This is a genomic window from Pelagibacterium lentulum, from assembly GCF_003992625.1.
GTDB classification, from domain to species: Bacteria; Pseudomonadota; Alphaproteobacteria; order Rhizobiales; family Devosiaceae; genus Pelagibacterium; species Pelagibacterium lentulum.
On sequence record NZ_RZMW01000042.1, the window covers coordinates 32,868 to 55,290 of the forward strand.

Below are 22,423 nucleotides of genomic sequence, written 5' to 3' on the forward strand. Positions count from 1 at the left end.
GATCAGGCGCTTTCGGCCATTTCGGTCTCGTCGGGTTCGCGCAGCACGTAGCCACGGCCCCAGACGGTTTCGATATAGTTCTTGCCTGCAGTTGCCACAGAAAGCTTCTTGCGCAGCTTGCAGATGAACACGTCGATGATCTTGAGTTCGGGTTCGTCCATACCACCATAAAGGTGGTTGAGGAACATTTCCTTGGTGAGCGTGGTGCCCTTGCGCAAGCTAAGCAGCTCAAGCATCTGGTATTCCTTACCGGTCAGGTGAACGCGCTGGCCGCCCACTTCCACGGTCTTGGTATCCAGGTTGACCGTAAGATCGCCGGTCGTGATAACCGATTGCGCGTGGCCTTTCGAGCGGCGGACAATCGCATGAATTCTGGCGACAAGTTCGTCCTTGTGGAACGGCTTTGTCATATAATCGTCGGCGCCGAAGCCGAGGCCCCGCACCTTGTCTTCGATCCCTGCAAGGCCGGACAGAATGAGAATAGGGGTCTGCACTTTTGCAACGCGAAGCGTGCGGAGCACTTCATACCCGCTCATATCCGGCAGATTGAGGTCCAGCAAAATGATATCGTAATCATAGAGTTTTCCAAGATCCACACCTTCCTCGCCGAGGTCGGTAGTGTACGCATTGAAATTCTCGGATTTGAGCATCAACTCGATGCTCTGCGCTGTCGCGCTGTCGTCCTCTATCAAGAGTACACGCATGCCAATCCCCTTAGCCTACTAGGCCCCTGCTGGACCCGGGTGGACGCCGATGTCTCGTCACCCTTAACCAAACCCTACTGGGCATGATTCGAACCTATCGAGAATTAGTTAACAAAGTTTAATTCAGTCGGGCAATATGCAAGCGAAATTAACATAAACAAGCATTAAACTATTGATTTACAACGAAAAAATGGACAGAATTTTCTTAATGCAAAGCCTTAAGAAAGCCCTACAAAGGACTCTCGCGACTCATTGAACTGCCAACCATGCCGGGAAAAGACGCAACTCGGGCGAGCCGAGAAAAATTTTGCTCAAACATGCGCATTATCGCGTTCAGATTAAGGATAGGTTACCAATAAAGCGTAAATGCGGACCGAATCGCTCAAACCGGCAGGGGAAAACAAGGGTGCAGTCACTCATCTCCGACATCGAATCAATCGATGAAATCGAAGTCTTTGGTCGCGTCAAAACCGTCCAGGGACTGCTCATCGAAGTCGTTGGCCCCGTGCGTGAACTACGGGTTGGTGGCCGTGTCTTTATCGAGTCCCAGTCCGGTGAGACCCTGCCATGCGAAATCATCGGGTTTCGGGACGGCCTGGCACTGTGCCTGCCTTTCGGCCCGGTCGAAGGTGTTAGGCTTGGCTGCAAGGCGGTCTTTGCCGGCCATGACGGCGCGGTCTATCCCGACCTGAGCTGGCTTGGTCGCGTTATCGATGCCGAAGGCCAACCCATCGATGGCGCCCCCCCGCTTATGCGCGGCGCAGCCCCTTATGGCCTGCGCAATACGCCCCTTCCCGCCCATGAACGGGCCCGCGTCGGCGACCCGATCGATCTCGGTGTCAGGGTGCTCAACACCTTCACAACATGCTGTGAAGGCCAACGCATGGGGATTTTTGCGGGATCGGGCGTCGGCAAGTCCGTTCTGATGAGCATGTTGGCCCGCAACACAGATGTGGATGTGGCAATTATCGGCCTGATCGGTGAACGGGGACGCGAGGTCCAGGAATTCATCTCCGAGTATCTCGGTGAGGAGGGTATGAAACGCGCCATTGTTGTGGTCGCAACGTCCGACGAGTCGGCATTGATGCGCCGGCAGGCTGCTTTCTTGACTCTTACCTTGGCAGAATATTTCCGTGACAAGGGCCAGCGCGTCCTTTGCATGATGGATTCGCTGACCCGATTTGCCATGGCCCAGCGCGAAATCGGGCTGGCGACCGGTGAACCGCCGACCGCAAAGGGCTATCCGCCTACCGTTTTCACCGAATTGCCCCGATTGCTTGAGCGCGCGGGCCCTGGATTAAAAGATTCTGGTTCTGTTACCGGTCTATTTACCGTTTTAGTGGAAGGTGATGATCACAATGAGCCCATTGCCGATGCCGTGCGCGGTATTCTCGATGGGCACATCGTAATGGAACGGGCCATTGCCGAACGCGGACGGTTTCCGGCGGTCAATGTGCTTCGCTCCGTTTCACGTACCATGCCCAATTGCGTTCCGGACGATTTCCGGCCCACATTAAGCAAGGCTCGTGAACTGATGTCGGTTTTTGCCGACATGGAGGAACTGATCCGGCTGGGGGCATACCGGAAAGGATCGGATCCCAAAGTTGATCGCGCTATCGCGCTCAACCCCGCACTGGAGGCGTTTTTGAGCCAGGACGGGCGCGAGCGAACCTCAATCGCCGACGGGTACAACCTTCTCGCAGCGATTCTGGAGACAGCGGGTGCGGGCAATACGACGACTTGATGTGTAAGGAGTGCAAGTCATGAAGTCGAAAAGTGCAAGTTTGATCCGGCTCAAGAAGTTCCAGGTGGACGAGAAGCGCCGGCAAGTCATGCAGATCGAGGCCATGGTTGCCGATTTCCAGCGCATGGCAGCCGAACTCGATCAGCAGATCGAAATCGAGCATCAGAAAACCGGCATTTCCGACATGGCACACTTTGCCTATTCGACTTTCGCCAAGGCTGCGATGACGCGCCGGGACAATCTGTTGAATTCCGCCAACGACATGCGCGAAAAACTCGAAGCCGCGCAGGATGATCTGGCTGAAGCGATAGAAGAACTCAAGAAGGTCGAACTGCTCGATCAGCGCGAACAGGCCCGCGAGCAAGCCGAAATCGCCAAGCAGGAACAATCCGAATTCGACGAACTCGGACGCATACGCTACCGGCGCTGATGCTGGCGATCCCATCTTGGCCATCCCGGCCTGACTCGACTATGCTCTGACCATGGTCGATATGCGCAAGGAAGAAATAGCAATCCGCTGGCGCACCTCCGCCGCGCTGGGGGTGACGCTCATAGCGTTTGCGCTTGCCTATTTCATTCTGCCCCTTTTCCACCTGTTTCCGTTTCAGACGTCCCATCGGCTCGCCCTTGCCGCGCAAGGTTCCGCCTTCGTCCTGATCTGGCTATTGATCGCAATAGGCATGGTATCGGTCGGGCGCCGTCAGTCACCAGAGGACATCGGCGGCGCGGCCGCGGGACCACCCAGCGACAGGCTCGCGATCAAGGTCGCGTTCCTGCAAAATACGCTTGAGCAATGTGTTCTAACCTGCGGTGCCTTTTTTGCCTATGCGGCCATCATGGAAGGCGACGGGCTGGCTCTTGTCCCCATCTCGGTCATCCTGTTCGGCATTGGCCGCTATCTGTTTTACAAAGGCTATCCACATGGGGCGGGCGCTCGCGCCTTTGGCATGGGTCTGACGCTTCTGCCTGGTGCGCTTTTGCTCATCGCTGCCATGGTCGGCACCTTTTGGGGGCTCTATGTTGAGCATTGGGCACGATGAATTTCGATGAAGTCCGCACCATTGCCCTGAAGTTTCCCGGCACGACCGATTTCGTTACCCATGGCACGCCCTCGATCAAGGTGGGCAGCAAATTTCTCATGCGCGAACGCGAACCCGGCATTCTCGCGCTGCGCTGCCTCGGAATCGACGAACGCGATTTGCTGCTCCAAGCCGACCCCGACACCTTTTTCATAACCGATCACTATCGCGGCTATCCCTATATCCTCGCCCGTATGGAGCGCCTGGACCGGCAATGGTTCGCCCACCATTTTGAAATGATTTGGCGCGAAAACGCCCTTAAACGCCACATAAAAGCCTATGACATGCCTGATACTGAGAACAAGACGCGATAAATCCGCTTGACGCGCGCAATATTGTTCTATTCCTTTTCGTTTTCGGCCGGAGGGGAACCGTGTTCGTTTCAGTCTTTGATGTATTTAAGGTCAGTGTCGGCCCATCCTCGTCCCATACGATGGGACCAATGCTTGCGGCTGCCCGTTTTCTTGACGACGTTAAGGGGCTTTCGCCCCTGCCTGACACGCGGCTGACCTGCACCCTTTACGGCTCGCTTGCCTATACTGGCGTCGGTCACGGCACGCTCGACGCGGTGCTGGCCGGCTGCCTTGGCTTTGCGCCTGCAAACTATGACAAGCAAGAGGCCGAAGCAGCCATCGCAGCACTTCGGGAAAAGCCCTTCATCAATCCCGGCAATGGCTGGCGCATAGCGCTCGACCCGCAGGCCGATCTCGTGCTGGAAAAGAAAGCCCGGCTCGACGCGCACCCGAACGGCATGCGCTTTACCCTTTCCGACGCTTCAGGCGCTATCGTCCACGAGCAGGCCTATTTTTCTATCGGTGGCGGCTTCGTCAAAACGCAAGGCGAGATCGATGCTGGCGACATGCCGGCAACGCCAGCCGATGACGTTCCCTACCCCTTTGCCACCGCCCGGCAAATGCTGGAGATGGGCGCCGCGGCCAATCTCTCCATCGCGGATATGAAGCGCGCCAACGAATGTGCGCGTCTCGATGGCGCAGCGTTTTCCTCCCGCCTCATGGGCATCTGGGACGTCATGAACGCCTGTATCGAGCGCGGCCTTAAAGCCGAGGGCGAGTTGCCCGGCGGCCTGCATGTCAAGCGCCGCGCGGCCAAGATTTACAAGGACCTTTCCACGTCGGCGGGACAAAACGCCGTCCCGCTCCATTCGGCAATCGATTGGCTCTCGGCCTATGCGATGGCCGTCAACGAGGAAAATGCGGCGGGCGGACAAGTCGTCACCGCGCCGACCAATGGCGCTGCCGGTGTCTTTCCGGCCATCCTGCGCTATTATCTCGATCACGTGCCCGGCGCATCCGAAGACAAAATCCCCGACATGCTTTTGACAGGCGCTGCCATTGGCGGGCTCATCAAATACAATGCCTCGATTTCCGGCGCCGAAGCCGGTTGCCAGGCCGAAGTCGGCTCAGCCTCGGCAATGGCCGCCGCCGCCCTTTGCGCAGCACTTGGCGGCACCAACGCCCAGATCGAAAATGCCGCCGAAATCGCGCTTGAACACCATCTCGGCATGACCTGCGATCCGATCAAGGGGCTGGTGCAGGTGCCCTGTATCGAGCGTAACGGGCTCGGCGCCGTCAAGGCTGTTGCCGCTGCCTCGCTCGCAATGCACGGCGATGGCAGCCACATCGTGCCGCTCGACGCTTGTATCGAAACCATGCGCCAGACCGGCAAGGACATGGACGAGCGCTACAAGGAAACCTCGCTTGGCGGGCTGAGCGTTGCAGTGCCCGATTGCTAGAGCGTGTCCTGCAAAACCTGAACGGCTCTAAACCGGAGGCTTCAAACTACGATTAAGCCGCCGCCGCGCCGCATATTCGGCCAGAACGATCCCGCCGATAATGAAGATCGCTGCCACATAATGGAAAAGCTCGAGGCTCTCGCCCACAAGCATGACCGATAGCGCAGCGCCAAGAACCGGCAGCAGGTTGATGAACAGGCTGGCCCGGTTCGGCCCGATCAACTCCACCCCGCGCGCATAACAGAGCTGGGCCACGATCGAGGGAAAGATTGCGACATAGAGCACGATCGCCCAGCCGTTGAGCGAGGTTTGAATCAGCTCCTCGACGAATGCGACTGGCCCACCGCCAAAGACGAACTGGTAAAAAAGCGCCATGAAAGCAGCGGCAGCGGTGGTACAGAACAGAAAACTTATCCAGTGAATGGCCGGACGGAACCGCAGCATCAGCGAATAGGCCGCGTAGCACGCGCAGGCTAGCAGCACCATGCCATCCCCGATATTGACGTCCAGACCCAGGATCCGGCCCGGCTCGCCATGGGTCGCCACATGCACGACCCCATAGATCGTCAGCACCACCCCTATAATGTGCAGCAGTGTCGCCCGCACCCGAAAGACAACGAAATTGCCCACCATCACCAGAACCGGCACCGCCGCCTGTTCCATCGACACGTTAACCGCCGAAGTGAAATTGGCGGCGCCATAAATCAGGATGTTGAAGGTTGCAAAGCCCAGCCCGCCATAGATGAACAGCCAGTACCAGCCTTTTTTGATCTCCTCCCAATCCCGGCGTACATAGGGCAACGCAAAGGGAACCAGAATCGCAAGCGCCAGGCACCAGCGCACTGCCGAAAGCGCAAAGGCGTCGATTTCGCCCACTGCCATCTTGCCCGAAACGATATTGCCCGCCCATGAAAGCTGCGCGAGCACCAAAAGCAGATAGGACTGGCCCATTATCAGGGCAAAAACGTCAATTCTCTTGCTCGAAGTGGCGTTGCGCTTTGTCATAATCGACCTTGTACTTTATAGAACCCGGACATAGAACGTTTCCGCAAGAAGGTGAGCATCACCTTTTCGCTCTGGAAACACGACAAAACAACGGCTTAGGGCAGGACGTCTGTTTCCGTAGGAGATGATCTGCTCTAAAGCATATCGAGCCCCGTTTGAAACCCAAAATGTTGCAAACGGGGATCAAACCCATGAGCTGAAGGGATACCGGGCGAAAAATGGCGAATGTTGTAGTGGTCGGCTCGCAATGGGGCGATGAAGGCAAAGGCAAGATCGTTGATTGGCTTTCGGAACGCGCCGATGCCGTCGTGCGCTATCAGGGCGGGCACAATGCAGGCCATACGCTGGTTATCGATGGCGTAAGCTACAAGCTTTCTTTGCTGCCTTCGGGGCTGGTACGCGGCAAGTTCTCGGTTATCGGCAATGGCGTTGTCGTTGATCCTCACCACTTCGTCGCGGAAGTCGAAAAACTGGCGGGCCAGGGAATCTCCATTACCCCCGACGTGCTGCGCATCGCCGAAAACGCGCCTCTGATCCTCTCGCTACACCGCGAACTCGACGCGCTGCGCGAGGATTCGAACTCGGGCCTGAAGATCGGCACCACCCGACGCGGTATCGGCCCTGCCTATGAGGATAAGGTCGGTCGCCGCGCCATTCGCGTCATCGATCTGACCGAACCCGATACGCTCATGGCAAAGATCGAACGGTTGCTCTCCCACCACAACGCGCTGCGTCGCGGCATGGGCGCGGTCGAGATCGATCCCAATGCGATCCACAACGAGTTGATGAGCGTTGCCGACAAGATCGTGCCGTTCATCGATCGCGTCTGGGAGTTGCTCGACGAGCGCCGCAAGAAGGGCCAGCGGATTTTGTTTGAAGGCGCACAGGGCGCCCTGCTCGACAACGATCACGGCACCTATCCGTTTGTGACATCCTCCAACACCGTTGCTGGACAGGCAGCGCCGGGCTCCGGCCTTGGTCCTGCCGCCATCGATTACGTGCTTGGCATCACCAAAGCCTATACCACCCGCGTGGGCGAAGGCCCCTTCCCAACCGAGCAGGACAATGAGATTGGTCAGTTCCTAGGTGAAAAGGGCCGAGAATTTGGCGTGGTCACTGGCCGCAAGCGCCGCTGCGGCTGGTTCGATGCGGTGATTGTGCGCCAGACTGTCAGAACTTCGGGCATTCACGGTATTGCCTTGACCAAACTCGATGTTCTCGATGGCATGGATGAAATCAAGGTCTGTGTGGGCTATGAACTCGACGGCAAGAAAATTGATTACTTGCCTGCCTCAATGGGAGCACAAAGTCGAGTCAAGCCGATCTATGAAACACTGGAAGGCTGGAAGGATACGACCGCCGGTGCGCGAAGCTGGGCCGAACTGCCCGCGCAAGCGGTTAAATATGTGCGCCACATTGAAGAACTGATCGGCGCGCCGGTCGCCCTCTTGTCGACAAGTCCCGAACGGGAAGACACAATTTTGGTGCAAGACCCGTTCCAAGACTGATAAATTTTGTTAGAAAACATCGGCAGAAAGTGAATGTTGAGTAGGTAATGGCCGATTATCGCGAACTCTTGCGCAAGGCGATTGATGCCCTGCCGGACAATACCGGTGCCAATCGCCGGGCGGTTTATGAAAAAGCACGCAGTGCTCTTGTCGCACAATTGCGCGCTGTTGAGCCGCCCTTGCCGGCGCGCGAGATCACCCAGCATCGTCTCAATCTTGAAGATTGCATTCGTCAGGTCGAACAGGAAGCGACCGACCGCCTGCTTGGCCGTCTCAAACAGGCCGAAGAGCATGTGGAAGCCGAGGAGCAGGAAGTCGAACCCGCCCCGGTTCAGCCCGAACCCGAAGCAGCGCCGGAAGCGGAACAGCCGCGCATAGATGAGCCTGCTGAAGATTTCGAGCAAGAGCCTGTTCTTGAGGACGCACCCCCGGCAGCGGACGAGCCTGAACTGGCAACCGAGGAAACGGTCGATGAGGCTGCGGCTGAACCCGAACCCGAACCCGACTTTGAGCCTGTTGCGGACGCATCCCCCGACCAGGAGACAAGCGACGACGTATTTGCGGTTTCTCCACAGTCGGATCAGCCGATCGAACCCGATTTCGGCAATGATGCCGAACCGGAACAGTCGTCCGAAACGCCGGAACCGGCTTTTGAAGAACCTGTCATCGACGAGGAACCTGGCACTGCGGTCGACGAAGCGGAGAAAGACGCCGCTTCTGGTGCGATCCCGCTTTTCGGCGAGACCGACTCCTTTCCGCTTCAGGACAATGATGTCCAGAGCGCGGATGCAGATCCGGTCTTTGATCCCAGCGGGGAAACTCAGGCGCCTGCCCCCGGTTCGATTGAAGACATCATCGCGCAGGCCCAGCGTGAGGCGACAGCCGCAAGCGAGGGTGCCCGGCTCGATAATGTGGTTGCGCTCGACCCCAAGGCCGACCGCACAGAACAATCGCCTCAACACGCTTCCGCTGGCTTGATCATTTCGAGTGCCGATGCGGCCCCGCGCCCCATGTCTCCGCTCGTGGATATTCACGGCAAGCCACTCTCCAGCCATGCTCACGACGAGCCGGCCACCGAAGATCGGTTCGGCGAAGCCATGTCGAGTGTGCGTGAAGTCGATGTGGAGCCGCAAGCCCCCCAGGACTATATGGCCAATGCCGATCCCCAGATCGCCATAGACCGTGCCATTGCCGCGCTCGACCGTGAAGCGCGCGGCGAAGCCAGTGAGGACATCGCGCCAGCCACCGATGAGACGGCTCAGCCCGCGGGCACGCTAGACCCCTTTTCCACCGGCACGCAACCAGCCAATGCGTCCGATGAAACCGTAGAGCCCGCGACAGAGGATCGTTCCGGTGGCGGCTTTAGCGCCGTGACAGTCTTTTTGCTCATTGCCGTCCTTCTTCTGGCTGGTGGCGGCATCGGCGGCTATTTCGCGTGGCGCGAAGGTTACATCGATCTCGATACGGTTTTTGCTCAGTCCGACCCCGCACAGCAGGTTGCCGAGTTGAGCGACGACCCCGAGCCGCAGGAACCTGCGACCGAAGAGCCGTCCACCCCGGTCGAGGGCGTCAACGGAGCCGCCATGTCTGGCGAAGAAATGCCGTTTGTCGAGCCCGATGGTGCAGCCGAGCTTGGTCCGGAAGACCGCTTGCCGGCCGACGAGGATCGCCTGCCATCCGATAACGGCGTGGCCACCAACGGCGAGCCTGCGCCCGGTGACGATCCTGCGGCAGAAGTTGCGACAACCGGCATTCAATCCCTGCTGCTTGAGGAGCAGGCCAGCGGAGCGGCAGGTGCGGTACCCTATTCGGGTTCGGTTGAATGGTCGCGCGGCACCGATGAATTGGGACACCCCACCATTATCGGATCGGCGACAATTCCGGCGCGCAATCTCGATGTACGCGTATTGCTTCGACGCAATGCCGATACGAACCTGCCGGCAAGCCATTTGATGGAAGTGACCTTCAACGTCGCTGAGTCCTTTGTCGGTGGTTCGATCGCCAACCTGCCCGGTGTTCTGCTCAAGGATGAAGAACTCGTGCAGGGCCAGCCTTTGACCGGCGCTTCGGCCCGGATTGTGGGCAATTCGTTCCTCTTTGCGCTTTCGAGCGCCAGCCCGCAGGATGTCGTTGCCAACGAAAACCTGTTGCGCAACCGCGAATGGCTCGATCTGGCAATGGTTTATGGCACTGGCCGCCGCGCCATCATGACCCTCGAAAAGGGCGATGAAGGCAATGCGATCTTCACCGATGTCATGGACGCCTGGTCCGCGCTCGATGCCGAAAGCCAGCCCGACGAGGCCGCCGCCGAATAAACAGACGCGGGCGCATCACACTTTATGGCTGCGCCCGTTTTCCAACCGGTAATGGTTCTGGGCCAGCGCGGCGATATCTTCCTTGTCGTGAGACACCAGAATGGCGTACCAGCCCTGTCGGGCGACAATCTCCCTGATAATCGCGCGCATGGCGTGAGCCGTTTCCTCATCGAGACCGGTGAAAGGTTCATCGAGCAGCAAGACCGGTTTGTTGCGCAGCAATGTGCGCGCCAGCGCCACCCTTTGTTTTTGCCCGCCAGAGAGATTCGCCGCCTGCCGTTTGGAAAGCCCGCTCAGGCCCATATCGGCAAGCGCTTTTTCGACCTCCGGGCTGTCGGCGCGCGCTTTGCTGGAAATACCCAGCGCCACATTGGCCCCAGCGGAAAGGTGATCGAACAGGTTGTCGGCTTGAAACAGGATCGAAACCGGCCTGTTCTCCGGTGCCAGTCCAATGATCGACCGCCCATCGAGAACGACATCGCCTGAGTCCGGCGGCAAAAATCCCGCGATCAGATCGAGCAGCGTCGATTTGCCTGCCCCGCTCGGTCCTGTCAGCCCGGCGATCTTGCCCCGTTCGATCTCCAGATCGAACCGGTAGTCCATTTCGCCGCGCTCATGGCGGTATTTCAGGTTTTCAATCACGAGCATGGGTCAAAAACTCAAATATTCTGGGAATGACAACAAAAGCCACAACAGCAACAATCAGCATCACCGCGGCGATCGCCTCGGCGTCATTGGTCCGGTAGGCGCCAAACGCCCGATACATCAGCCAGGGCAGCGTGGAAAAATCCGACGTGCCGAAAAGGGAGATCACACCCAGATCCCCCAGAGAAAAGACGAAGGCCACCGCAAAGGCATAGCCCATGGGGCGCCCCAGCAGTGGCCACTCCACCCAGCGCCATTGCGCCAGCCCGGAAAGCCCCAGCGAGCGGATCAGTTTCGTGTGACGCGCTGCCAGTGCCTCGAGCGGCGGGCTTAGCGTTGCAAAGACAAAGGGCAACGATAGCAACGCATTGGCGATAACCAGAACCAGCGGAGCTGCCTGTGCCGGCCCGACCCCGACAAAACGCGCGAGCAGGAAAAAACCCAGCGAGAGCACAACCGCTGGAACGGCAAGATAGGTAAAGACGGGAACCCCCAGGATCATGCGCGCCGGGCTGTTGCGTCTCTGCAGGCTGCGCGCCATGCCGAGCCCGATTGCCAGCCCCAGCGAAACAGCGGCGCTCGCGAGCCCGATCCAAAGGCTTGTCCCGGCCGCCTGCCAGAAACTGGCTTGACCAAAAAGGCTCGCCATCGCCGTCCCCGATCCGCGCAGCAGCACCGCCAGCAAGGGCGCACAGAAACAGGCCAGCAAGCCGATCAGCAACACTGTCTGAACAGCGGAAACGAGCATACCTTCCGGCCAGTGCAGTTCCGAACGCCGCCCGAAAAGATTGGCTGCGGGGGTCAGCGTGCTCGCCGGTATGATGATCGCTGCGCAAACGACAAGCTGCACCAGCGCCAGCCGCACCGCCGCCCCAAGATCGAAATCGAGCCGCACCGCCTCATAGATGGCAACCTCAAGCGTCTGGTTGGCAGGGCCACCGCCCAGCACCAGCACGATTGCAAAGCTGGTGAAGCACAAAAGGAATATCGTCGCACCGATACCGGGTATCGAACTCAGGATTGCAGGCAGATCGATAATCTTGAACCGCTGTACCGTCGATAGCCCCAGACTGCGCCCCAGCTTGAGCTTTTCGGGCGGTATCGCTTCGAGCCGGTCAAGCAGCACTCGCGCGGCAAATGCACCATTGAGCAGCACATGCGCGGCCACAATGCCCCAGAATCCATAGATCGAGGCCCCGGTCGATATCCCGAATGGCGCAAGCACAAGGTTGGCCCAACCCACGCGCCCCCAGATCGCGATCAGACCCGAGACAACCACCAGCGAAGGCAAAACCAGCGCCGAGGATAAAAGTCCAACGATCAGTCCGCGCCCGAAAAACCGCAGCCGATCCAGCGACCAGGCCAGCACAACCCCGACAATCAGCGACAGCAGGGTGGAGGTGCCTGCCTGTATCGCGGACATGCGGACAAGATGGCCGATATCGGCGACCGTACTGCCTGTTGTGGCAAAGCTGCGACCGGCAAATGTCAGCGCAGCCAGTAATGCGCCGATCAACAGCGCGATACAAAGGGCGATGAAAAACCCGGCCAGAACGCGACCGGGCCGCCAGCGCAAATCTGGCAGCCCGGTACGCGAAAGATCAGCGAAGGGCTGAGAAGGCTTCTTCAATCCACGCTCTTGTGTTTTGCGTCACCGCGTCGCTGTCAAGCAGCAGTGCCGGATCGGGATCGATCATCTGGGCAAAGCCCTCATGCAATCCGCCCTCAGGTTCGACCACCGGATACATCCAGTTGGTTTCCGGGATTACGGCCTGCGCTTGCGGACTTACCAGATAGGCCAGAAAGTCCCGTGCAAGGTCTTGGTTCTCGCTTGCGCTCAGGATACCGGCCACTTCGATCTGGGTGTAATGCCCCTCATCGAAACGCGCGGCAGCAAACCGGTCGTCATCCTCGGCAATCAGGTGATAGGCTGGCGAGGTCGTATAGGAGAGCACCATATCGGCCTCCCCGGACAGGAACAGGTCGTAGGATTCCGACCAGCCATTGGTGACGGTCAGCACATTGGGAGCAATCCCGCGCCAGATATCGATGGCGCCATCCCCATAGGCCGCCTTGATCCACAGCACCAGCCCCAACCCCGGCGTTGAAGCACGCGGGTCCTGAATGACGATCTTGAAATCGTCAGGCATCGCGGCCAGTTCCTCGAAACTGGCAGGCGGATTGTCCACGATTTCGCTGTTATAGACAAAGGCGAAATAGCCGTAGTCGACCGGCGCGAATACCGCATCGGTCCAGTCGAGCGGCAGGTCCAGCCCTTCAAATTCCAACCCATGCTCGACAAAAAGTCCTGTCGCCATGGCCTCGCCCACGGTGGCCGTATCGAGTCCTAAAATGATATCGGCGCTGGTATCGTCTCCCTCCAGTTGAGCGCGGCGCAACGCCCCTATCGAGGAGTCGGTGGCAACGAAATTGACCTCACAATCACATTGCGCCTCAAAACCCTCTTTGAGCGCCGGGCCGGGTCCCCAACTGGCGGCAAATGCATCATAGGTATAGATAGTGAGCGTTGGATTTTCCTGCGCTTGGGCTTGGACAGCAACAGCTCCCAAGGCAACCGCACACAGGCTTGCAGTGAAAAATCGGTTCATCCCGATCGTCCTTTCTTGCGCGCAGGCTCGATAAGAACCATGCAGCCATTCGTTGCGGTCAATTTTGGACAAGAGAATTGTGTCTAATGGCATTTTGGGCGGTCGGCGCCCTCTTGCCATCTCGAACTTCCTCCGCCAGCATGACCTGGTTCAGGTTCAATGGGTTTTTCTCAGCTCCGGAACACCGGAACACCCCAGCGAGACGAGGCGACACTATATCTGTGCCAACCCCAGTGCAAGAGCCATTCCCCCCGCTCACTTTCGATGGACCTCTGCTTGTCGTGGGCGGGAGCGCGTTCGCCCCGCGCCTGCTCTCCGAACTGGCACCGAGGGCCGTAGGGATCGTCGGTGCCGATAGCGGCGCTGATGCGATTGTCGCCGCCGGGCTGGTGCCCGATGCGGTCATAGGCGATATGGATTCGGTGGCCGATCCAAAGGGCTTTGGCCCACACACCCGGATCGTTGCGCTGGCCGAACAGCAAACCACCGATTTTGAGAAATGCCTCTATTCGACCCGCGCGCCGGTAACGCTGGCAGTCGGCATGACGGGCGGGCGTTTCGATCATACGCTGGCTGCCCTGCACGCCATCGCCCGTTATGCCGAAGAACGGCGCATCATCCTCATCGACGAACACGATCTCGCGCTCGGCGTTTCCGGTTCAATACGCCTCCGAGTCGGTGTCGACCAGCGCGTATCGATCTATCCCCTCGGTCGCACGCAATTTTCGGGCTCCCGAGGTCTCGCCTATCCGCTTGACGGGCTGGTTATGGAACAGGGCAGGTTCATCGGAACATCCAACGCCTCGATTGCCGACGAGATTGAGATTTCGGTGGCGCCGGGAAAGCAAAGTCCGTGGCTTCTAATCCTTGAGCGAAGCCTGCTGCCAAGACTTCTATAAAGCCTCGTCGGTATCGGCGCGGCTGGCCAGCACCTTGTCGATCCGCCTGCCATCCATATCGACGATTTCAAACCGCCAGCCCAGCGCATTGATAGATTCACCTGTCTGGGGCAGCCGTCCGAAGATCTCGATCAGAAAGCCCGCGACGGTCTGATAGTCCCGCTTGGGTGGCAGGCTTATATCCAGAAGGTCGCTCATGGCATGGGCAGAAAGCGTGCCCGACAACAGCCATGAGCCATCCTCGCGCTGAACTGCATGATGATGGGCCTCAATATCCATGTCCGAGCGAAAGACCCCGGCAATCGCTTCAAGCAGATCCGAGGGCGTCACCACGCCTTCCAAATGGCCATATTCATCCATAACCAGCGCTATGGGCTGTTCGGATTGCCGCAGCATCGCAAGGACGTCGAGCGCGCCCATCGATTCGGGGATAGTCGGCACCTTGCGCACAAATTCTCGCAAGCGGGCTTCACTATCGGGCATCTCACCGGCAAGGCATTCGCGGATCACAATAACCCCGATGATATTGTCCGCATCGCCATCCGATACCGGCAATCGTGTGTGCCGGGTTTGCGTCAATATGCTCCTGATCGTTTTCGGGTCGGCCTGCAGTGAAAGCGCTTCCACATCGACCCGCGGCGTCATGATATTGCGTGCCACGCTGTCTGAAAGTTGCAACACACCGGCAATCATGCGCTTTTCATCGCGTTCGATCACCCCCATCGCCGCGGCCTCAGCCACAAGCGCCTTGATCTCTTCTTCAGTCACCACTTCTTCGGCCACTTCCCTCTGCCCCATGAGACGGAAGATCAGTTTTGTTGAATTATCCAGCAACCAGACCAGCGGAGCCGCGGCAATGGACAGAAAATACATCCCAGGCGCCACCGTGCAGGAAATCGCCTCCGCATTGCGCAAGGCCAATTGCTTGGGCACCAACTCGCCCACGACCACCGAGAAATAGGTGACGAGCGCAACGATGCCGCCATAACCAAGCGCAGATGCCAGGGGTGCAGGCAAGCCGACTTGGGCCAGCCATTGCCCAAGCGCTCCGCCCAATGTCGCACCGGAAAAAACACCGGCAACAATCCCGATCAGCGTTATGCCGATCTGGACGGTGGATAGGAAACGCCCCGGTTCTTCGGCGAGTTGCAATGCGCGGGCCGCACCGGGGCGCCCCTGTACAACAAGACTGCGCAATCGTGATTTGCGCGACGATACGATAGCAATTTCCGACATGGCAAAAACGCCATTGAGCAGAAAAAGCCCAAGCAGAATCGCCAGTTCAACCACGAGCCGGTGCGCCCATTATGGTTGACATGAAATCACCGCCCCGGCCCCCATTCGACAGAACGTATCACCTATACCGGCTGCGCCTTCGCTGCTTCTTTCACGGCATCCTGCACTTTTTCAAAAGCCCGCACCTCGATCTGGCGAATACGCTCGCGCGAAACATCGTATTCTTGCGCCAGTTCTTCCAGCGTCATCGGACTTTCCTGCAGCCGTCGTGCCTTGAAAATCGCCCGCTCGCGCTCGTTGAGCACATCCATCGCGTTTTCAAGCAACCCCATACGCTCGTCATATTCCTGGCTGGCGCCAAGAACTTCTTCCTGATCGGGCGTATCGTCGATCAGCCAGTCCTGCCACTGGCTCGCCCCCTCATCGGCCCGCATGGGCGCATTGAGCGAGGCATCGCCGGTCAGACGCTGGTTCATCGAAACCACGTCATCCTCGGTAACGTTGAGCGTAGTCGCGATCTGCTTGATCTGGTCAGGATGCAGGTTGCCGTCCTCAAGCGCGGCGATCTGGCCCTTGATCCGGCGGAGATTGAAAAACAGGCGCTTTTGCGCGGCTGTGGTGCCAATCTTGACCAGCGACCATGAGCGCAGCACATATTCCTGAATCGAGGCGCGGATCCACCACATGGCATAGGTAGCCAGCCGGAATCCCTTGTCGGGCTCGAAACGCTTTACCGCCTGCATCAGACCCACATTGCCTTCCGAAATGACTTCGGAAATCGGCAGACCATAGCCGCGATAGCCCATGGCGATCTTGGCAACCAGACGCAAATGCGATGTGATGAGCCTTTGCGCAGCCTCGGGGTCTGCGTGCTCCTTATAGCGCTTGGCCAGCATGAATTCTTCATCCGGGTCAAGCATCGGAAACTTGCGGATTTCCTGCAGATAGCGATTCAGTCCGTCTTCTGAACTGAGCACAGGCACATTTGATTGGGCCATTTGAGCACCCCCTTTGGCAGCGGGCTCACTGGCAATCTAGTGCCAGCAAACCATGCCGCGGATCACCTGCTATTTGGCTGATCTCACGACAGTGGCGATTAATATAGGTCGGAAATTGCGCATTGCACCCCCGGCCGGTGATTTTTCAGTCGTGTTAAGTATCAAACGCGAACATTGCGATTATGTTGCATGATCGGACAGTCGATCGACAAGCGCGGCAAGATCGGCCGGCAGATCCGCCTCGAACCGCAAGGTCTCGCCCGTTACCGGGTGCGCAAAGCCAAGGATTGCGGCATGGAGCGCCTGCCTGCCGAGCCTGGTTACACCCGCCTTGAGATCGTCGGGCAATTTGTTGACCTTTGTTGCAAAACCGCTTCCATAAAGCGGATCGCCCAAAAGCGGATGACCGGTATGGGTCATATGGACGCGGATCTGATGTGTGCGCCCTGTTTCCAGTTCGCACCGCACCTGCGCTACCGACCAGCCCTCATCGCCATACCGGTCCGTCACCTTGTAATGGGTTATCGCCTCCCGCCCGTCACGTCCGATCACCGCCTGCTTGAACCTGTTGTGCGGATCGCGCCCGATCAGCGTTTCGATTGTTCCCAATAGTGGATTTGGAATCCCCCAGACCAGCGCCCGATAGGCGCGTTCGAGCGGGCCTGTCCGGCCATGATCGGCAAATTGCGCCGCCAGCCCGTTATGAGCCTCTTCGGTCTTGGCAGCGACCATCACGCCCGAAGTATCTTTATCGAGCCGGTGCACAATCCCTGGCCGTTTGACGCCCCCGATCCCGCGCAGCGATTCCCCGCAATGGTGGATCAGCGCATTGACCAGCGTACCATCCTCATTGCCAGGCGCTGGATGCACCACCATCCCGGCGGGCTTGTTGATGACGATAAGGTGTTCGTCTTCATACAAGATGTCGAGCGCGATATTCTGGCCTTCGGGCTCGGCCTCAACCGGCTCGGGCGCCTCAAGTGTGATGGACTCGGCGGCCCGGACACGATATTTGGGCACATCGAGTGTCGCCCCATCCACCGTGACCGCGCCAGAAAGGATCAGATCCTTGATTCTGTTGCGCGAAAAGGCTGGAAAGACGGCGGCAAGAAACGCATCGAGCCGTGTGCCGGCCCCTTCCTCGGAAACCTGCACACTATGCTCATTATCTTTGATCGGACCCTGGGCCATGTCTCATCCTGAACCCAACAGCCAGAACGCCGAGCAGCCCTATAGCGAAGAGGCGCTCAAGATCATGGCCAAGGCGCGCCGCCGCGCCGGGTTTTCCGTTTTGATTATGCTGATCGGCTTTATGACCATTGCTTTGGTTGTTGTCTATCGGCTCTCTTCAATGGGGTCCGATATCGACACCCGTTACGCTGCCCAGTCCATCGCCCTGCCCGCAGGCGCAACCGTCATTTCCAGCCAAGTCGCCGATGGCATCGTCACCGTTACCTATGCGACCGGCGGGGATACCGCCATTCGCCTCTTTGACGGGCAGACCGGCGAACTTATCAACGAAATCGCCATCCTCGCACAATAAGCGAACGGCCAGCCCTTTATGGGCTGGCCGCTTCACATTCTACTCTAAACGTTGAAACGCAGGCTTTTGGCCTGCACAACGCCTTCAAGCGCTGCTATCTCATCGAGCTGTCCATCGCTCAGCACACTGTCGATCGACAAAAGCGCGATCGCATCCTTGCCCTGCTCCAGACGGCCCAGGTTGAAGTTGGCGATATTGATGTCGAGCGTACCCAAAAGCGTGCCCAGCCGTCCGATAAATCCCGGTTTGTCCTCATTGGTGATATAGAGCATGTTTGGCGTGAGTTCGGCCTCCAGATTGATCCCCTTGACCTGAATGATCCGTGGATTGCCGCCCGAAAACACGGTCCCTGCAACGCCCCGCTCCTGCCGCTCGGTAATCACGGTGAGCCGGATATAGTTGTCATAGGCGCCATGCTGCTCGCGATTGACCGTTTCAACCGCAATGCCACGATCCTTGGCCAGAACCGGGGCTGAAACCATGTTCACATCGCCCAGCAATGGCTTCAACACCCCGTTGAGCGCCGCGGCCACCATCGGCTTGGTATTCAGCTCGGCGACATCGCCCTCGAACTCGATTCGGATGCCCTTGATCGCGGTTTCGGTCAATTGGCCGGCAAACGATCCCAGCATTTCCGCTAGTTTCACAAACGGGGTCAGCTTAGGCGCTTCTTCCGCCGAAATCGAGGGGAAGTTGAGCGCATTGATGACTTCGCCGGTATTGAGATAGGCCGAAATCTGCTCGGCGACCTGCAATGCGACATTTTCCTGCGCCTCGGTGGTCGAGGCACCCAGATGGGGCGTGCAGATCACGTTCGGCATGTTAAAAAGCGGGTTTTCCTTGGCTGGCTCTTCGAGAAACACATCCAGCGCAGCGCCCGCGACCTTGCCCGATTCCAGCGCGTCTTTCAGTGCCGCCTCGTCGATCAACCCGCCACGCGCGCAATTGATAACCCGCACCCCGTCCTTCATCTTCTTGAAGGCTTCGGCATTGAGGATATTGCGCGTTGCATCGATCAGCGGGGTATGGAGCGTAATGAAATCGGCCCGCGCCAGAAGATCGTCCAGTTCCACCTTCTCGATCCCCAGATCGATAGCGCGTTCGGGCGTGAGGAACGGATCGTAAGCCACGACCTTCATCTTCAGCCCCAGCGCGCGGTCGGCAACGATCGAACCGATATTGCCCGCCCCGATCAGTCCCAGCGTCTTGTTGGTCACTTCAACGCCCATGAAGCGGTTCTTTTCCCACTTGGACGCACGGGTTGAGGCGTCGGCCTCGGGAATCTGCCGCGCCAGCGCCAGCATCAGCGAAATCGCATGTTCTGCCGTAGTGATCGAGTTGCCGAAAGGCGTGTTCATCACAATGATACCCTTGGCGGTCGCCGCCGGAATATCGACATTGTCGACCCCGATGCCAGCCCGCCCGATCACCTTCAGGTTCGTCGCCGCCGCGAGAATCTTTTCAGTCACTTTTGTCGCCGAGCGGATCGCCAGCCCGTCATACTGCCCGATCACTTCGAGCAGCTTGTCCTTATCCTTGCCCAGATCGGGCAGGTAATCGACCTCAACCCCGTTATCCTTGAAAATCTGAACAGCCGTGGGGCTGAGCTTGTCTGAAACCAGTACCTTGGCCATCTTGGCCTCCATGAAATGAATATGTCTGTGACGGCGGCCTCGGAGCCCGTTTCCCTTCTCCCCTTGAGGGAGAAGGTGGGTCGGCGAAGCCGGGTCGGATGAGGGGTGCGGACGCCGACCTAAGCCGCCAGTGCCGCCTTCTTTTCCTCGGCAAAAGCCCAGTCCAGCCACGGCGTCAGCGCTTTGAGGTCTGCTGTTTCCACCGTCGAACCGCACCAGATACGCAAGCCGGTGGGTGCGTCGCGATAGCCCCCGATATCGTAGGCCACGCCTTCCTTGTCGAGCCGGGCAACCAGCGCCTTGGCCAGCTTGGCCTGCGCGTCGTCATCGAGCGCGGTTACTTCCGGATCGACGATTTTCAGGCACACCGAAGTGTTGGAGCGCAGCTTTGGGTCCGCACAGAGGAAATCGATCCAATCGGTTTTTGCCACCCAATCGGCAATTGCCTTTTCATTGGCATCGGCACGGGCCTGCAGGCCCTTGAGACCGCCGACCGAAAGCCCCCATTCCATCGCATCCACAGCGTCTTCGACGCAGAGCATGGAAACGGTATTGATGGTCGCACCTTCAAAAACGTCGGCCATCAGCTTGCCGCCCTTGGTCAGGCGGAAGATTTTCGGCATCGGGCGATTGTCGGGAGTAAAGGTTTCGAGCCGCTCCACTGCGCGGGGGGAAAGGATCAGAATACCGTGCGCCGCTTCCCCGCCCAGAACCTTCTGCCAGGAAAAGGTCACGACATCGAGCTTGGCAAAATCCATGTCCTGCGCAAAGGCCGAAGAGGTGGCATCGCAAATGGTCAGCCCTTCGCGATCCGCCGGGATCCAGTTCGCATCCGGCACACGCACGCCTGAGGTCGTACCGTTCCAGGTGAACACAACATCGCGGGTAAAATCGACCTGGGTGAGATCGGGCAGTTCGCCATATCCGGCCTTCAAAACCCGCACATCGTCGAGTTTGAGTTGCTTTTGCACGTCCGTGACCCAGCCCGAACCGAACGATTCCCAGGCCAGCATATCGACGCCGCGCGCGCCCAACATGCCCCACATCGCCATTTCTACCGCGCCGGTATCGGAGGCCGGCACGATGCCGATCAGGTAATCGTCAGGCACTTGCAAAAGTTCGCGGGTGAGATCAATGGCGCGCTTGATGCGGGCTTTCGCCGGCTTGGCGCGATGCGAACGACCGACAAGGGCGTTCTGCAATGCGTTAAGCGACCAGCCGGGACGCTTGGCACAGGGACCGGAAGAAAAATTGGGATTGGCCGGAACCACGTCCGGCTTGGCGGCACCAGCCGCTTGGGAAATATCTGTCATGTTGCTCCATCCTTGCAGATGGGTCGTCCCTCGTTGGGGAGGGATGGCCCGTCGACGCGTTTATAGGAAGGAGGAGGGAATGGCAAGGCCGACTATTGCCTCTGCGCCGTTATCGCGTGCCATTGTGTCGGCATGTCGTCATAACCGCTACCCTGCCAAGTCTGGATGTCAATGTTGGACCAGGCGCCATTGCCGTTCCAGAGGTCCAAAAGCTCGTCCCTGCTCAAGTAATTGTAATACCTTCCAAACTTGTCATGACCTTCTCCATCTCCGCCTTTGAAGCTGGCCCAGGCGTAACCATCCGTCTTGAGCGCTTTATGGATACGGCCAACGATTTCGGGAAGCTGTACACGCCTTGCATGCAACAGTGAGGCGCACGCATATATGCCATCATAGGCCTGGTCTGCATCAAGCTCGTGAAAAAGCATGACCCTAACCGGGAATCCTAATAATTTTTCCGCTTCTTGTGCAAGCTCCGCGGAACCATCGGTTGCATCAACCAAGATCCCTGCGTCGAGCATCCTTTTCGCGTCAAAGCCGCTGCCTGTACCGAGCTCCAAAACTCTCGCGCCCGACGGCATTAAAGAGATAAAACTATCAAGCCATACATTCGTGCTTGGGGTGCTCACATATTCTTGCGCATTCTCGGCATAGAACCTCAGAGTCTCATTGGTCATTGCGTTCCCTTACTAACTTGCGATGTTTTCACCATAGTCGCCCTCCTGTCCCATTGTCACCTCGGGCGAAGCATGTCCCGGCATGATCGGGGAACCCGATGCAACGTATGCGCGCCACTATCGGTTCTTGCATCGATTCTTGCCCCATTCTCTCCGTTCTAGCCGGAGCCCTCGCGCCTCTCATCCTGCTCCATCCCCTCCGTTATCGTCCCCGGCCTTGAGCCGGGGATCTCTCTTTGCAGCGCTTGCTTGGGGCACAGACCCGCGGGTCAAGCCCACGGGCGAAACAGAGAAGCATTGCCAAAAAACTTATCCCCGCTTCTCCAAGTGCACTTATTCTTGCTCTCACGGCCGCACCGAGGACGAGGATGCATACGAGCTTCCGGTGAGGGTGAGATTGGAGAAGGGAGGAGCTTGGGTTTGAGCCTGGAACCCATTGGCCTCCGGGCACTCTGGTCTTGTCTGCCAGGCTGGTTCGGGTCCGATGGGGTCGCCCAGCGGAGGCCGGAACGTCACCGAGGCCAGCCACAGGACGCCTGTGGTAACCGGGGAAACCCGGCGGGGATTGGCCCCAGCCCGAGCGGACGCCACGCCACAAATCCCGAGCGCATGGGGCGATGATCGCTTCATAAAATAATTTCAGTATGCGGAGCACTCATCGCCCCATGCCGTCCATCTCTCTCGCTCAACCGAGGCCGCTGGCCGTCGGGCGCTTTGACATGGCTGAACAAGGAGTATGCCGACATCGCGTGAAGCCTCTC

General features: G+C 58.5%; 20 protein-coding genes and 1 riboswitch. Of the genes, 9 read left to right on the forward strand and 11 right to left on the reverse strand.

Translation table 11 applies throughout. The features are described from left to right. Positions 1-2 precede the first annotated feature (2 nt). Complete coding sequence (gene ctrA, locus EO133_RS16170; protein WP_127073694.1) at positions 3-704, reverse strand: response regulator transcription factor CtrA; 702 nt, start codon at positions 702-704, stop codon at positions 3-5. Positions 705-1,110: 406 nt separating this feature from the next. On the opposite strand from ctrA, the gene fliI reads away from it, so the two are divergent. The 5 genes from fliI to EO133_RS16195 are packed head-to-tail and all read left to right on the forward strand — an operon-like array spanning position 1,111 to position 5,280. Then, positions 1,111-2,448 carry a flagellar protein export ATPase FliI gene (fliI, locus tag EO133_RS16175; protein WP_127073695.1) on the forward strand — a complete coding sequence of 446 codons (1,338 nt, stop codon included), beginning with the start codon at positions 1,111-1,113 and terminating at the stop codon, positions 2,446-2,448. A gap of 19 nt (positions 2,449-2,467) precedes the next feature. Then, entirely contained in the window at positions 2,468-2,878 is a 411-nt protein-coding gene (fliJ, locus tag EO133_RS16180; RefSeq protein WP_127073696.1) for a flagellar export protein FliJ, read from the forward strand. A gap of 52 nt (positions 2,879-2,930) precedes the next feature. Next, on the forward strand, positions 2,931-3,488 hold the full coding sequence (locus EO133_RS16185; RefSeq protein WP_127073697.1) for an MAPEG family protein: 558 nt from the start codon (positions 2,931-2,933) through the stop codon (positions 3,486-3,488). Further along, a complete protein-coding gene (locus tag EO133_RS16190; RefSeq protein WP_127073698.1) occupies positions 3,485-3,841 on the forward strand; it encodes an MmcQ/YjbR family DNA-binding protein in 357 nt (118 codons plus the stop codon). The genes EO133_RS16185 and EO133_RS16190 overlap by 4 nt, the downstream gene beginning before the upstream one ends. 59 nt (positions 3,842-3,900) lie before the next feature. Continuing rightward, positions 3,901-5,280, forward strand: coding sequence for an L-serine ammonia-lyase (locus EO133_RS16195; protein WP_127073699.1), 1,380 nt, complete (start codon positions 3,901-3,903; stop codon positions 5,278-5,280). 27 nt (positions 5,281-5,307) lie between these two features. Here the strand turns inward: EO133_RS16195 and EO133_RS16200 are convergent, their stop codons facing one another. Then, positions 5,308-6,285, reverse strand: a complete 978-nt coding sequence (locus EO133_RS16200) for a DMT family transporter (protein WP_127073700.1) — start codon at positions 6,283-6,285, stop codon at positions 5,308-5,310. A 218-nt stretch (positions 6,286-6,503) separates the two neighbouring features. Between EO133_RS16200 and EO133_RS16205 the strand changes: the two genes are divergently transcribed. Next, positions 6,504-7,793, forward strand: a complete 1,290-nt coding sequence (locus EO133_RS16205) for an adenylosuccinate synthase (RefSeq protein WP_127073701.1) — start codon at positions 6,504-6,506, stop codon at positions 7,791-7,793. Positions 7,794-7,840: 47 nt separating this feature from the next. Then, positions 7,841-10,108 (forward strand): hypothetical protein, encoded by a 2,268-nt coding sequence (locus tag EO133_RS16210; RefSeq protein ID WP_127073702.1) that lies wholly within the window; start codon positions 7,841-7,843, stop codon positions 10,106-10,108. Between the two features lie 15 nt (positions 10,109-10,123). On the opposite strand, the gene EO133_RS16215 is transcribed toward EO133_RS16210, so the two are convergent. The 3 genes from EO133_RS16215 to thiB are packed head-to-tail and all read right to left on the reverse strand — an operon-like array spanning position 10,124 to position 13,362. Beyond that, positions 10,124-10,756 carry an ATP-binding cassette domain-containing protein gene (locus EO133_RS16215; protein ID WP_127073703.1) on the reverse strand — a complete coding sequence of 211 codons (633 nt, stop codon included), beginning with the start codon at positions 10,754-10,756 and terminating at the stop codon, positions 10,124-10,126. Next, a complete protein-coding gene (locus tag EO133_RS16220; RefSeq protein WP_127073704.1) occupies positions 10,743-12,383 on the reverse strand; it encodes an ABC transporter permease family protein in 1,641 nt (546 codons plus the stop codon). The genes EO133_RS16215 and EO133_RS16220 overlap by 14 nt, the downstream gene beginning before the upstream one ends. Next, positions 12,355-13,362, reverse strand: coding sequence for a thiamine ABC transporter substrate binding subunit (thiB, locus tag EO133_RS16225; RefSeq protein ID WP_127073705.1), 1,008 nt, complete (start codon positions 13,360-13,362; stop codon positions 12,355-12,357). Before thiB ends, EO133_RS16220 begins: the two co-directional genes overlap by 29 nt. A gap of 110 nt (positions 13,363-13,472) precedes the next feature. Then, positions 13,473-13,569, reverse strand: a riboswitch (TPP riboswitch). A gap of 14 nt (positions 13,570-13,583) precedes the next feature. Between thiB and EO133_RS16230 the strand changes: the two genes are divergently transcribed. Beyond that, the gene (locus EO133_RS16230; RefSeq protein WP_164735053.1) at positions 13,584-14,261 is read left to right on the forward strand and encodes a thiamine diphosphokinase; all 678 of its coding nucleotides are present in this window, start codon (positions 13,584-13,586) and stop codon (positions 14,259-14,261) included. Here EO133_RS16230 and EO133_RS16235 read toward each other — a convergent pair. The 3 genes from EO133_RS16235 to EO133_RS16245 all read right to left on the reverse strand — a co-directional run bounded on the left by EO133_RS16235 (position 14,256) and on the right by EO133_RS16245 (position 17,686). After that, positions 14,256-15,551 (reverse strand): hemolysin family protein, encoded by a 1,296-nt coding sequence (locus tag EO133_RS16235; RefSeq protein WP_127073707.1) that lies wholly within the window; start codon positions 15,549-15,551, stop codon positions 14,256-14,258. The two genes, EO133_RS16230 and EO133_RS16235, sit on opposite strands and share 6 nt — an antisense overlap. Before the next feature lie 68 nt (positions 15,552-15,619). Continuing rightward, positions 15,620-16,495: an RNA polymerase sigma factor RpoH gene (gene rpoH / locus EO133_RS16240; protein ID WP_127073708.1), complete on the reverse strand. Its 876-nt coding sequence runs from the start codon at positions 16,493-16,495 to the stop codon at positions 15,620-15,622. Between the two features lie 180 nt (positions 16,496-16,675). Beyond that, a complete protein-coding gene (locus tag EO133_RS16245) occupies positions 16,676-17,686 on the reverse strand; it encodes an RluA family pseudouridine synthase (protein ID WP_127073709.1) in 1,011 nt (336 codons plus the stop codon). On the opposite strand from EO133_RS16245, the gene EO133_RS16250 reads away from it, so the two are divergent. After that, entirely contained in the window at positions 17,685-18,038 is a 354-nt protein-coding gene (locus EO133_RS16250; protein WP_127073710.1) for a DUF6476 family protein, read from the forward strand. The genes EO133_RS16245 and EO133_RS16250 overlap by 2 nt on opposite strands. Before the next feature lie 44 nt (positions 18,039-18,082). Here EO133_RS16250 and serA read toward each other — a convergent pair whose 3' ends face one another. The 3 genes from serA to EO133_RS16265 form a co-directional block, all read right to left on the reverse strand. After that, complete coding sequence (gene serA / locus EO133_RS16255) at positions 18,083-19,672, reverse strand: phosphoglycerate dehydrogenase (protein WP_127073711.1); 1,590 nt, start codon at positions 19,670-19,672, stop codon at positions 18,083-18,085. 119 nt (positions 19,673-19,791) lie between these two features. Further along, entirely contained in the window at positions 19,792-20,985 is a 1,194-nt protein-coding gene (locus EO133_RS16260) for a phosphoserine transaminase (RefSeq protein ID WP_127073712.1), read from the reverse strand. Between the two features lie 92 nt (positions 20,986-21,077). Further along, positions 21,078-21,662: a class I SAM-dependent methyltransferase gene (locus tag EO133_RS16265; RefSeq protein WP_127073713.1), complete on the reverse strand. Its 585-nt coding sequence runs from the start codon at positions 21,660-21,662 to the stop codon at positions 21,078-21,080. Positions 21,663-22,423 lie beyond the last annotated feature (761 nt).

Excerpts from the sequence above, each read along its gene's own strand:
- ctrA (WP_127073694.1), bottom strand. The coding sequence starts at position 704 with ATGCGTGTACTCTTGATAGAGGACGACAGCGCGACAGCGCAGAGCATC.
- fliJ (WP_127073696.1), top strand. The coding sequence starts at position 2,468 with ATGAAGTCGAAAAGTGCAAGTTTGATCCGGCTCAAGAAGTTCCAGGTG.
- EO133_RS16185 (WP_127073697.1), top strand. The coding sequence starts at position 2,931 with ATGGTCGATATGCGCAAGGAAGAAATAGCAATCCGCTGGCGCACCTCC.
- EO133_RS16190 (WP_127073698.1), top strand. The coding sequence starts at position 3,485 with ATGAATTTCGATGAAGTCCGCACCATTGCCCTGAAGTTTCCCGGCACG.
- EO133_RS16200 (WP_127073700.1), bottom strand. The coding sequence starts at position 6,285 with ATGACAAAGCGCAACGCCACTTCGAGCAAGAGAATTGACGTTTTTGCC.
- EO133_RS16205 (WP_127073701.1), top strand. The coding sequence starts at position 6,504 with ATGGCGAATGTTGTAGTGGTCGGCTCGCAATGGGGCGATGAAGGCAAA.
- EO133_RS16210 (WP_127073702.1), top strand. The coding sequence starts at position 7,841 with ATGGCCGATTATCGCGAACTCTTGCGCAAGGCGATTGATGCCCTGCCG.
- EO133_RS16215 (WP_127073703.1), bottom strand. The coding sequence starts at position 10,756 with ATGCTCGTGATTGAAAACCTGAAATACCGCCATGAGCGCGGCGAAATG.
- thiB (WP_127073705.1), bottom strand. The coding sequence starts at position 13,362 with ATGAACCGATTTTTCACTGCAAGCCTGTGTGCGGTTGCCTTGGGAGCT.
- rpoH (WP_127073708.1), bottom strand. The coding sequence starts at position 16,495 with ATGGCCCAATCAAATGTGCCTGTGCTCAGTTCAGAAGACGGACTGAAT.
- EO133_RS16250 (WP_127073710.1), top strand. The coding sequence starts at position 17,685 with ATGTCTCATCCTGAACCCAACAGCCAGAACGCCGAGCAGCCCTATAGC.
- EO133_RS16245 (WP_127073709.1), bottom strand. The coding sequence starts at position 17,686 with ATGGCCCAGGGTCCGATCAAAGATAATGAGCATAGTGTGCAGGTTTCC.
- serA (WP_127073711.1), bottom strand. The coding sequence starts at position 19,672 with ATGGCCAAGGTACTGGTTTCAGACAAGCTCAGCCCCACGGCTGTTCAG.
- EO133_RS16260 (WP_127073712.1), bottom strand. The coding sequence starts at position 20,985 with ATGACAGATATTTCCCAAGCGGCTGGTGCCGCCAAGCCGGACGTGGTT.
- EO133_RS16265 (WP_127073713.1), bottom strand. The coding sequence starts at position 21,662 with ATGACCAATGAGACTCTGAGGTTCTATGCCGAGAATGCGCAAGAATAT.